At 27.2% G+C, this 11,647-nt stretch carries 15 protein-coding genes and 1 pseudogene; 9 read left to right on the forward strand and 7 right to left on the reverse strand.

The annotated features are described in order from the left end of the window. Positions 1-43: 43 nt before the first annotated feature. Entirely contained in the window at positions 44-229 is a 186-nt protein-coding gene (locus CD152_RS09790; RefSeq protein WP_197932724.1) for a hypothetical protein, read from the reverse strand. Positions 230-1,045: 816 nt separating this feature from the next. Between CD152_RS09790 and CD152_RS09800 the strand changes: the two genes are divergently transcribed. Further along, positions 1,046-1,645, forward strand: coding sequence for a hypothetical protein (locus tag CD152_RS09800; protein WP_103214718.1), 600 nt, complete (start codon positions 1,046-1,048; stop codon positions 1,643-1,645). 475 nt (positions 1,646-2,120) lie between these two features. Here the strand turns inward: CD152_RS09800 and CD152_RS09810 are convergent, their stop codons facing one another. Continuing rightward, positions 2,121-2,441 carry a hypothetical protein gene (locus CD152_RS09810; protein ID WP_101141027.1) on the reverse strand — a complete coding sequence of 107 codons (321 nt, stop codon included), beginning with the start codon at positions 2,439-2,441 and terminating at the stop codon, positions 2,121-2,123. Between the two features lie 196 nt (positions 2,442-2,637). On the opposite strand from CD152_RS09810, the gene CD152_RS09815 reads away from it, so the two are divergent. Further along, on the forward strand, positions 2,638-3,114 hold the full coding sequence (locus tag CD152_RS09815) for a hypothetical protein (protein ID WP_103214719.1): 477 nt from the start codon (positions 2,638-2,640) through the stop codon (positions 3,112-3,114). 72 nt (positions 3,115-3,186) lie between these two features. Next, positions 3,187-3,714: a hypothetical protein gene (locus CD152_RS09820; protein WP_103214720.1), complete on the forward strand. Its 528-nt coding sequence runs from the start codon at positions 3,187-3,189 to the stop codon at positions 3,712-3,714. A 155-nt stretch (positions 3,715-3,869) separates the two neighbouring features. Here the strand turns inward: CD152_RS09820 and CD152_RS09825 are convergent, their stop codons facing one another. Both CD152_RS09825 and CD152_RS09830 read right to left on the reverse strand, forming a co-directional pair. Beyond that, positions 3,870-4,310: a YolD-like family protein gene (locus CD152_RS09825; RefSeq protein ID WP_407943926.1), complete on the reverse strand. Its 441-nt coding sequence runs from the start codon at positions 4,308-4,310 to the stop codon at positions 3,870-3,872. After that, positions 4,288-4,584 carry a hypothetical protein gene (locus CD152_RS09830; protein ID WP_232237545.1) on the reverse strand — a complete coding sequence of 99 codons (297 nt, stop codon included), beginning with the start codon at positions 4,582-4,584 and terminating at the stop codon, positions 4,288-4,290. The genes CD152_RS09825 and CD152_RS09830 overlap by 23 nt, the downstream gene beginning before the upstream one ends. A gap of 664 nt (positions 4,585-5,248) precedes the next feature. Between CD152_RS09830 and CD152_RS09840 the strand changes: the two genes are divergently transcribed. Further along, a complete protein-coding gene (locus CD152_RS09840; protein WP_103214722.1) occupies positions 5,249-5,803 on the forward strand; it encodes a phospholipase A2 family protein in 555 nt (184 codons plus the stop codon). A gap of 391 nt (positions 5,804-6,194) precedes the next feature. Here the strand turns inward: CD152_RS09840 and CD152_RS09845 are convergent, their stop codons facing one another. Then, positions 6,195-6,533 carry a DUF5677 domain-containing protein gene (locus tag CD152_RS09845; protein ID WP_101031815.1) on the reverse strand — a complete coding sequence of 113 codons (339 nt, stop codon included), beginning with the start codon at positions 6,531-6,533 and terminating at the stop codon, positions 6,195-6,197. Between the two features lie 161 nt (positions 6,534-6,694). After that, positions 6,695-7,171 (reverse strand): annotated as a pseudogene (locus CD152_RS09850) (recombinase family protein); the annotation flags it as partial. Positions 7,172-7,296: 125 nt separating this feature from the next. Between CD152_RS09850 and CD152_RS09855 the strand changes: the two are divergent. The 5 genes from CD152_RS09855 to CD152_RS09875 all read left to right on the forward strand — a co-directional run bounded on the left by CD152_RS09855 (position 7,297) and on the right by CD152_RS09875 (position 10,588). Then, positions 7,297-7,452, forward strand: coding sequence for an epipeptide YydF family RiPP (locus CD152_RS09855; RefSeq protein ID WP_086039085.1), 156 nt, complete (start codon positions 7,297-7,299; stop codon positions 7,450-7,452). A gap of 67 nt (positions 7,453-7,519) precedes the next feature. Next, positions 7,520-8,482 (forward strand): YydG family radical SAM peptide epimerase, encoded by a 963-nt coding sequence (locus CD152_RS09860; protein WP_086039086.1) that lies wholly within the window; start codon positions 7,520-7,522, stop codon positions 8,480-8,482. Then, a complete protein-coding gene (locus CD152_RS09865; protein ID WP_103214724.1) occupies positions 8,457-9,212 on the forward strand; it encodes a zinc metalloprotease in 756 nt (251 codons plus the stop codon). The genes CD152_RS09860 and CD152_RS09865 overlap by 26 nt, the downstream gene beginning before the upstream one ends. Positions 9,213-9,227: 15 nt before the next feature. Continuing rightward, complete coding sequence (locus tag CD152_RS09870) at positions 9,228-9,851, forward strand: ATP-binding cassette domain-containing protein (RefSeq protein ID WP_086039088.1); 624 nt, start codon at positions 9,228-9,230, stop codon at positions 9,849-9,851. Between the two features lie 14 nt (positions 9,852-9,865). Then, positions 9,866-10,588, forward strand: a complete 723-nt coding sequence (locus tag CD152_RS09875) for an ABC transporter permease (RefSeq protein ID WP_101031814.1) — start codon at positions 9,866-9,868, stop codon at positions 10,586-10,588. Positions 10,589-10,808: 220 nt separating this feature from the next. Here the strand turns inward: CD152_RS09875 and CD152_RS09880 are convergent, their stop codons facing one another. Beyond that, on the reverse strand, positions 10,809-11,375 hold the full coding sequence (locus CD152_RS09880) for a recombinase family protein (RefSeq protein WP_086039090.1): 567 nt from the start codon (positions 11,373-11,375) through the stop codon (positions 10,809-10,811). Between the last annotated feature and the right edge of the window lie 272 nt (positions 11,376-11,647).

Genomic DNA, 11,647 nt, shown 5'->3' on the forward strand with positions numbered 1-11,647 from the left:
AACTAGGCTACTTATCCCCTATAGAATATAGGAAATTAGCAGCCTAGAAAATAGTGTTTTTATTGAGCTCCCTTAGTAAGGGTGCAGTGCCTGAATTACCAATCAGTTTTTTACAGTAGTCTGCCACATTTTCAGGACCTTTCACTTTAATGCGTTCGTCACGTGTTTTTCTGTAATACTGCTTCACATCCTTAATCTCATAGATATAATTTGTTTTGTCAAAGTTCATACTAATCTTCTCCTTTTTTCAAATACACGAACTTGTGCTTTTGAATTTATGTATTTAATTTTTACGGATTAGAAATAGCATTGACTGAAAAATAATACAAGGGCAATGGAACGTAGTGGAGTTGCAGCGTTTACCCTTGTATTACTTTTTCTAGTTGAACACCAGTTTGATCTTTAACTGGTAGTGAAACTTCAGTGCTAGTCTAAGTAGTTAAAAATTATGTAAATTCAATAAAAGCACGTGAGTGTTGGAAAAATCTTAAATAAAAAGGAACTTATCTTCAGATAAGTTCCTTCAATGCCTTTCCAACGATTGATTTATCAATCGTTACTTAATCACTTAAGATTGTGCAGATTTTGATTTCATTAGACAATCATTGCAGAACAGCAGAAGATTGCAAGAGCAACTTGTTGAACGTAGTGATCCCTTGCAATCTTCTGTTAGTAGAACGTCTGCTTTAGCTGACAGTGATACGGTTCTGCTAGATTGTAGAATGATAAATCGGAACAATCCCAAACACGTCAGTGTTTGTTCCATTATCTACCATGAGAATATATTTATAAGGAAAACAGTAGTATCATAAAAATATTCATAATAGATACAGGAATTTTTGCCAGCTTAATATAAAATACATAAGATAGATGATAGTGGTTACCGTACTCATATTGCATCTGTTATATATATCAATATCTGAAAAGATGTTCTACAAATATAAATTTATATTAATATACAGAATTTTATGAAAAACGAAACTTCCATTTTTTAGATTTATAAGGTAATATTACTACATAAAATAAATTTAAAGGAGATTGTATAATGAAAAATACTTTTAAAGGAATTCTTTGCTTACTAGTTTTAGTAATTACATTCGCATTTATTACTCCAGATGTATCAAAAGCAAATACTACCAATGATATTAGTAATTACAATGCAAATCAAATTCTAGATGTAATGAAAAAATATTCAAGTGCTAATCCAGATGGGACGGTATCTTATAATCTCGAGTCCATAGAAAAATCTTTAGAAAATAATCCTTATAAAAGCGAAGTACTTAAAGAACTTAAAAAAGTTAATGGTACTAATGGGTTAGAAAATTTAAATAAAACTTATAATTTAGAAATTCAAAAAAGTGGTGGCGTTACCGCGTGTGGGACTTTATATGGAAAAAAAGAAAATCCTAAGTATTATAATTATTACAATACTTGTGTAAAGAATAAAATGATTGCAGCCTATGGACCTGTTCAAGCTATGACTAGTTTTGTAGATGCTATTATGAATAAAAGCTGGAAAAAAGGATTTACAATATTAGTTAAATCAGGAATTAAATCTAGTTTTCCAGGTTTTTTAGTAACTGCTAGTCATGCACAAATTACATGTTTAAACGCAGCTCAAAAGAAATATAAGCCTTGTATTTAAAGGATGTGTTATAAATGTACAACAAATTAAAAAATGTTAGATTTATCCTACAGTACTTTGGAGTACTAGTTCCAATATTACTTTTAGCTTTAACTTTTTCCCCATTCACAGAAGATTTCTCTGTAACTATGTTATTAATAATCATTATTGTATTTACATTAATCAGTACAATCTATAGCTTTATAGTTGTAAGAGATATCACAGATAATTTAGAAAGTGAAAATAAAAAGAAATGATATAAACTGACTCCAATTAATAATACAAAATAAAAAACACTCCTATCATTTAATGAATTTAATAGGAGTGTTTTTATTAGGAAAAGAGTTTCATATATATTGTAAAATGATAAATCAACACAAGCCCAAACACGTCAGTGTTTGTTCCATACTTTTTGGTTCATTTTATATTGTATTTAAATATATAACATTTATCATCTGCACCTTTAAACGTGGATGATAAATGCCTCAGGTGACTCTTATTTTATCAAGTGATTTTCTCTCATGAATTCTTCGTATAATAGATGATCTTCTCTACCATACTTAGTATAGAAAGTTATCCAGGTTTCATCAATTCCACTTTTTTTCATGTATTTATATACCTTTTTCATTATTTGATTTCTCACCTTGATATATTTTGATTTTGTTCTGATTGAATCTGAAAAGAATCCATCATGTGCTTCAATTTCTACTACAGGATAACCTTCTTCAGTGTAATCGTCTGAATGTATGTATACACTTTTGTATATACTATCATCTTTTTTTATATTGAGCTTTTCATACAAACTTGGACTTGCCATTTTGCTTCCCTCCATTTTTCAACAACAATCTTTTGTGTGTCGTAAGATTGCGTATTTAATTTTTACAAATAGAAGTCAGCATCAATGATAAAGCAATACAAGGGCGACTTGTCGGCGTAGCTTTACCCTTGTATTGCTTTATTAGTTGAACACCAGCTCGATCTTCAGCTGGTAGTGAAACTTTTGATGCTACGATATGGATAATAAAGAAATTAGCTACTTTTTAGACTTAAATACTAAAGAACAGTACCATGTGAACTACTCAGAAGCCAACTTACAGGTTGCTCCATTAGTTTGGCTAGTCGGAGCAATAGCAGTAAAATATACAGTTAAAAAAGTTGGAAAAAAAGTAATAATGAAAATAGGTAAAAGAACTTTTTATCAAAAAAGTTCAAAGGCAGCTTCGAAAGCACTCGTTAATTTTAAACCTGCTACTGTTAACGTTGGAAGTAAAAAAGTTACACTTAGCAAGGCATCAATGCAACATATTTTGAAGAATCATCATCCTAACTATTGGACTGGTGGAAAAAAGACAATGATAGATCCTAGTTTGAGTATCAATCAAATAAAATCTATCATATTAAAAGGTATTAGAGATAATAAAACCTCTATTAATAAAGCTTTAAAAAGTGGAAAAATCAATAAATGTTTATACTACAAGCGGAAAAGTTAAGTATAAGATTTCTATTAACTCAAGTGGTAAAATATCTTCTTTCTACCCTAATTAAAAATGGAGGGCTATGTTTTGAGAATTACAACATTTGCTTATAATATATATTTGAATGACTTAGAATATAATTACAAAAATAACCGATTAACACCTGAAGGGCGAAGACTTTCTCTTATTCCAATCGGTGCAGATTTTAAAAAAGTTGAATTGTTTAGTAATGAAGATAATGAAGGATATTTTGAAGGTAGTATTTGTATTGAAGACAGTGGAAATATAATTGTAGACAAACATGTTCAGACTGGTGACTTATATATGCTATGGTATGATTTATATCAAGCAACTATTATGAATGAGTATATAATTTCATATTTAGATGTAGATTTTGAAATTTATACATTTAAAAAAGAAAATAATATTGTTCTTACAATTTTAGAAGAAAAAGATAAACGTACAACATATTCATTACCTTTAAATGAATTCAATCATGCTGTAAAAGAAGGATTGATTGAATTTTATAATCACTTGAATCATGATTATATTCGTAATGACTTTGATAGTCCATACTACTTTAAACTTAAAGATATTTATACTGATATTTGTTAGTTATATCTATTTCTCCTAGTGACATCAAGAGAAATAAACATGATCGTTAATGAATATGTCTGTTTCTTTATTAAAATCAAAGCCCTGGTGAATTGGATTTCTTCACCAGGGTTTCATTGCCTTATATATTCAAAAACTCGGTTCAATAACCGAATTTATATAATCTCTATTATTTTATTAAATTCTAAATCCTTAAACTCTTGTTGTACGACTAGAAAGACATTTACTCTCATATTATATTCATCTAATTTATTTATGACTGTCTGAAATAAATGAATTTTTTCATCTTCATAGTAATAGATAAAACAAGCTGATGCCTTATTACTATAATGATTTAATTTATTGTTAATATCGTCTATTTGTTCTTGAGATAAATCAGGCATAAATTCTTTAGTTTGTTGTTCAATTTGTTTTCTTATGTCTTCGAATTGTTGTGGCATCGTTGCAAATGGGGCCCATTTTATCATTTTTCGACCTTCTGGGATGTTCCTGGATAAATATTCTCCTGGTATCTTTTTATAATTTGTCACTGTCTCTAACTCAACCGGGACTTTTGGATGCAGTGGATTTAGATTATGGGTTTTCAAGTGATTCACCTGCTTTATATACCATACAGTATGATATACCTGAACTATCAAATCCATCTAATTCAAATAAAGTTCCTACAGGAACCATCGTAGCTTCAGCTAAAACTTGTTCATCTGATATATCAAAATTGCATAGCATATTTACGATATGTTCCTTTTTAGTCTGAAGATCCTCTAGTACAAATTTACGTTCATGATATAAATCTTTTAGAATCTCAAATGTTATTTCATCAATTATTACACATTCGTATTTTTCCATAATGTCTTTATGGCTAATCATCATAAACCACCTCTTTCGCCTAATTATAGAACATACGTTCGCTATTTTCAAGCATTTTCAATGCTGAGAAAGCGATTTTAACGCATCGAAATTGATTTTTTTGGGCTATCGTAAGATATATAATTTCAATATATTTAAAATATAAGAATTAATATATTTATTACTCAAAGTTATTATTTTTCAATTATAAACTTTTACTTTCTTTACAAATACAATATTTGTATAATTTTATATTGATTTCCTGATATTTGAATGTATAATAGTAATATAAAGAGTATTCAGAAAATACTAAAATGAGAATTTCTTAAATATATGATATATTTCAATTAAAAAAAATTGGAATACTGCAATGATACAATAATTTCTTATGATAAGGAGGCTGTTTCCGTGAGAAATTTTATAATTATTATCAATATCTTGAACTATTTATTTTTCTTCAGCTTATTTTCATTTCTTTTACCAGAAACTGAAGGTTATATAAAACTATTTATATTTTCTATATCTTCCTCGATATTATTAGCTATCAGCGTCTATATCTATAAAAAAGAAATTTATAAGTTAGCTTATTTTAGTGCAATATTAAATCTTTTTAACGCTTTAGTTGTCCCAGTCATGGTTATAGTAATCGGATTTATGTTTCCAAATTAAAATAGAAAAGGAGAAAAAGATGAGAAAAATTTTAAATATTCTATTGATATTACTTGGGTTAACACTAATATTGCCACAACCAACCTTTGCTGTAACAAATCAAGGAGCTTCAATGAGTGATAGTGAGTTCCAAGCAGCTCTTTCAAAAAGTATTCAGGATAGGGCATTTGCAGAAAGTTATATACAACAAGATTCTTATAGAATGTTTATTTTGAATAAGGAAAAAATTAGAAATAATAAATTAAGTAAAAATGATCAACTTTTTATCGAAGAATACATAAAGTTAAAAAATCAGGAGATTAACAAAACATCAACTCGTTCTTTCAATGTTGTTGTCTATGGCAAATATTGTGGAAAAGGCGATAAGGGAGGCAGTCCTATAGACACATTGGATAAAGCTTGTCAAGCTCATGATAGATGTTATGCTAACTACGGATGGGGTAACTGTAATTGCGATAGAATTTTATTAGCAACAGCTTCTGTCATTGCTAGTTCCTCAAAATACGGTACCAAACAACGAATAGCAGCAAGAGCGGTAACAACATTCTTTGCCCCAAAAGTATTAACTTGTTAGACATTAATAAAATAGAGAGGCATAGGGATAAATGTCCTATGTCTCTCTATTTTATTCTCATTATTTTATGATAATATTCATCTTCTATTCTTAATTATATTATCAGCTCTATTTTTAATATTTATATTAAAGATAGTAAGTTCATTTTTCATTTTATATTTTTCATATATTAACCTTACTATCTCTATAGTCAACCTTTGTACAGATTTAATTATTAAATCTGTTTCGATTGAATCATATTCTATTAATTCTAAATATGCGTTATTGGAATCAGTATTTGTAAGATTGAAGTTCTTATTCCCTCTAACATGAACATATAAAGACCATGATTGATAAAGAATTTCATATAATATTGATTCGTTTAGGTATTCACATAGTTTAGTAAAATTATTTATATTACCGTTATGATTATACCAGTTCCTTTTGTTTTGTAGTATTTTTTGTATTCAATAATAAATTCTTCTTTTTCTTGCATATAGTTTGTTTCTTTAACAATTTTTTGTATTTCTTCGTAATCTAAATTAAATTCTTTCCTTATTTCACTGCCTCTATCATTATCAACGTAGATATTCTCATATATCTTTCCACGCTCATGTTGAGCATGAAATAAAAATTTTTTTGCTCTTGTCTCTGTATCAGCTTCTAGTAGATATTTAATATATATATAATGTTCAAATAAAACTCTAGTAATAATACTAATTGAACTATAAGTGTTATTTTTGATTAACACTTATATAGATTTATAATGTGAAGTATAAGAATCAATTAGCTGGATAAATGCGAGCTCTTGACTACTAAGTTCTCTCGGCTGAACTTTTTCTATTAACTGTAAAGGAATTTTGTTTAGATAGTTACATTTAACAATTATTTCATTCATTACATTGTCCTTTCCTACTTATCATTATGTTTCACTTCTTTTATAATATTATAAATTGTACCTCTACTCACACCAGCCATTCTTGCTATTTCTTCCCCAGTATAGTCTTTACTATTATATAATCTTATAATTAAATCTTTTCTCTCTTCCGAAATAGATGGTCGGCCGCCCAATCGCCCTCTTGATCTAGCAGCTGCTAAACCTTTTTTTGTCCTTTCACTCAGTAGATTTGCTTCTAATTCTGCAAAATCTGACATCATAGTAAAAAACATTTTGCCCATCGCATCTTTGGTATTAATATTATTATCTATTATAAATAATTCAATTCCTTCATTTTCTAGATACTGTGGCAGTTCGATTAGTTGTTTGGTTGTTCTACCTAGTCTATCCAATTTTATTATCACCAGCATATCTCCTTCTCTCATATAATCTAAACATTTATCAAGATCAGTTCTATTTATTTTTCTACCACTGTCATTCTCTGAAAATATAGAGTTCCATTCTAAATAATACAATTTCATTTAAAAATATGGTAATGGTGACAAAAATCACTTTTTTTATTCCATTATTATGTAATATTTATTACGTAAGAAATACAATAAGAGGAGGAAAAGAAATGAAAGAAGAAAAAAAGCTTTCTCAATCAAAAGCTATGCAGTCTTTACAAGTTAAATCATTATTAGATGATGGTAAAAAATTAGCCAAGGTAAATGACTTATGGTATTTTGTAAAATCAGATAAAAATCGTTGGATAGCTGGTAGTGCACACTAAATAATCATATAAACTCGAAAATATCCTAACATTGATATTTTCGAGTTTATTAATAAGGAAGAATGATATGTATAATAAAATTGTAACTATAAATTTAACTTCTAAATGTAATGCTAAATGTGATCATTGCTGTTTTTCGTGCTCACCTCAATCAACTATAAAAATGGAGAACGACTATATTATAAAACTTGTAAAAGAATTTTGTGAAAATGAAACAATAGAAACGATATCTTTTACTGGCGGAGAAATTTTTTTAGATTATGAATTTTTACTTAAATTATACGAGCTTATTTTACCGTATGGTAAAGCAATAACTGTTATCAGCAATGGATTTTGGGGTGGTAGTAAAAGGTTAGTCGAAAAGTACTTTAATGATATGAAGAAATATAATGTTCAAGCTTTAACTATAAGTCATGATGAGTTTCATAAACCATTTGTTAAAACTAACAATGTAAAAAATATATTAAAATATGCACAACAAGTAGATGGCATTTCTGTTAGTTTAAGTGTGGCTGTGACAAAAGATAAAATGTCTAACAATATTCTAAAAGAATTAGATGATGCTATATTAGGCATAGCTGTGACTAAATTTCCTTTAATTGATGTAGGTGAAGCAAAACACATTGAGCCTTCAAGTATTCATTCTATATATAACCTAGATAATAAGGTAGCTCTAAATTGTCCCGGATATGAAGTAGTATATCATCATGATGGAGAGATTTATCCATGTTGTTCTCCAGGTATTTTTGAAACAAAATTATCTTTAAGGTATGATGAAAACCAAAGCTTTGATGACACAGTTAATTATTTATATACAAATTTATTACTTTATATAATTAGAAAAGAAAGTTTCAATTGGTTTATCAATATCTTAGAAAAGAATCAAATGTTAGAAGAATTCAACATTAAAAATGAATTTTCTAGTATATGTAGTATCTGTAAGAACTTATTTGACAGTGAAGAAAAGATTCAATATTTTATTCCTTATATGAAAGAATATCAATATGAGAATTTTAAAGTACGAGGATAATGATTTTGAGATTATTTGTCAGAAAAAATTGTATATTAAAGATAAACATAAACTGGAATATTTTCAATTAGAATCAAAAAAAATTGATACTCTCGACGCTACTCTGTTTTATCCCTATAAAGAGAAATTAAGTAAAAATTTTATATATTTTTTTCTTACTCTGATAATGGTGTTATTTATATATAACTATATAAATGTGTCACTACTTCAAAAAGAAATTGGACCATTACCTGATACCTATAAGACAGTGTTTGTTATGGCTAGTTACTTCATAATAAATCTAATTCTGCATGAACTAAGTCATATATTGAGCCTTAAGCTTTTCGGAAAAAAATTCAATAAAGTAGGCATTAAATTAAATTACTATATATTTCCTTCATTCTATGTTCAAATGAACGAAATATACATGCTTTCGAAAAATGAAAAAATTTTTGTACATATTAGTGGTATATTAACAAATTTAATTTTTATGACTTTTATCCAATATGTAAATATTAGGTGGATAAATGATGAAGCATTGACTCGAGGATATATGTATTTTATGCTAGATATGGTATGGAATATTGCCCCATTTTTAAATTCAGATGGTTATAAAACATTGATAACACTATTAGATATGGATGAATTTACAGATAGAAAAGAAAACAGTAAATTTATCAAAATAATTCAATTGTTAAGTATACTAATGGTTCTACATACTGTATTTAACTGGATACTATTTTATTTATAAGAAAGAAGATTGAATATGATAATAAAAGATTACAATTTAAGAATGAAGAATAATATATTAATTCAAAACTCTAATTTAGAGTTTCATAAAGGGAAAATCAATCATATACTTGGAAAAAATGGTGTAGGAAAATCACAATTTGCAATTGATTTATATATAAATTCTTTTAATTATAATATTGGAGATAATATTACATTAATATCTAGTATTTCCAATGTACCAAAAGATATTACTTCTGAAGATCTAATCAAAGTTTTAAAGCGTAAATTTGATAATAATCATTTAAATTACCTTATGGACTTGTTGAATCTTAATAATATTAATAAAAATCTATTAATCGGAAAATTAAGTGATGGACAAAAGCAAAAATTAAAATTGCTGTCATTTTTTTGTGAAGATAAAGATATCATTATTCTAGATGAAATCACTAATGCACTAGATAAAACCACTGTAACTGAAATACAAAGATTTATTATGAATTATATCAATATAAATAAAGATAAAATCATTATTAATATTACTCATAACCTATCAGATCTAAAAAATATGACTGGATGTTATTTCTATTTGCATAATAAAATAATAGAAGAATATAGTTCTCAAGAAAATATAATAGAGGATTATATAAATGAAGATTAAACAGGAGCAAAAATATGCTAGAATTTAAAAAAAGTCTGACTAACAAAATTATCTATATTCTATTTCTTGTAGTATGTTTCTCATTTTTATTAGGATATTTCTTGCCAGTAGGAATTGATAAGGTAAAAAGTTTAAATCAAGGAGAGTTTCTTTTTAGCACTTATACTGTACTTACACAGTTTGGATTTCTACTTTTTTCGTTTGTAATATCTTACTTTATCAACAAAGATTATGGTGATAAAAATATTTTATTTTATCGTTTGATTGACAAAAATATTTTCTCATTTTTTTATGGAAAAATCATAATTTTATTTATTGAAACATTTCTTTCAATCTTCATTATATTAGTAATTGTTTCATTCATATATAGTGATTTTTCTAAGTTATTTATTTCGTTATTTCTTTACTCTTCTGTAACACTCCAATACATATTAATAATAGGATTAATCTCATTATTTTCGAAAAATATTTTAATCAGTATAGGCATCAGTATTGTATATTGGATTACAAGTGTTATTTTAGTTGCAATCTCAAAAAACCTTTCTTTTTTCGCACCTTTTGATGCATCAAATAATTTTTATGGTATGGTAGAAAAAATGTATACTACTTCTAACTATACTTTGAGTATAGAAGTCATACTATATATAGTATTATATTTATTTGCCATATTAGCCATACAGATACTGCTAATGATAATATTCAAAAAAAGATGGATCAACCTAGGGATTAAGAATTAAATTTTCAATAGTCATATTCAATTTACAGAATGATTATTGACTTATTATTAGTTTTTAAACACCAGTTCATTGTTTGTAAATAAACATTCTTCAAGTATATATTTCCTGAATATAACATAAATTAATCCTCCTCTATATTGTAAAGGAGGATTAATTTATATGTCTTCTATTGTATTGATTTCATCGCATGCTTTTATTTCATTCATTACATTGTCTTTTCCTACTTATCATTGTGTTTCATTTCTTTTTTAATATTATAAATTGTGCCTCTACTCACACCAGCCATTTTTGCTATTTCTTCCCCAGTATAGTCTTTACTATTATATAATCTTATAATTAAATCTTTTTTCTCTTCCGAAATAGATGGTCGACCGCCCAATCGCCCTCTTGATCTAGCAGCTGCTAAACCTTTTTTTGTCCTTTCACTTAATAGATTTGCTTCTAATTCTGCAAAAGCTGACATCATAGTAAAAAACATTTTGCCCATCGCATCTTTGGTATTAATATTATTATCTATTATAAATAATTCAATTCCTTCATTTTCTAGATCCTGCGCTAGTTCGATTAGTTGTTTAGTTGTTTTGCCTAGTCTGTCTAGTTTCGTGATTACCAGCATATCTCCTTCTCTCATATAATCTAAACAATTATCAAGCTCGGTTCTATTTATTTTTCTACCACTGGCTTTCTCTGAAAATATTCGGTCACATCCGAACTGTTCCAATGCATCTAACTGATGATCTAACGACTGATCCTTAGTACTTACTCTTGCATATCCTATTTTGGCCATATTTATACGCTCCTTATTTTGTCTTTAAAAGACTATCTATCACGAAATCATTTAAAGTGTGCTTAAAATCAACTACGATATGTAAAAAAACTCAAACACTTTTTTAATAATATAAATAGATTATTATACACAGTTTTTATACAAAATGAATATAAAAATATCCAGAAATTTTTATATTCCTGGATTGTATAAATAACGGTCGTTTTCACTATGAATATATTATAAAAAATATAAAAAAATTAATAAAAAAAAGAGATGCAAAGGGTATATAC

Source organism: Macrococcoides caseolyticum (assembly GCF_002902665.1).
Taxonomy (GTDB): domain Bacteria; phylum Bacillota; class Bacilli; order Staphylococcales; family Staphylococcaceae; genus Macrococcoides; species Macrococcoides caseolyticum.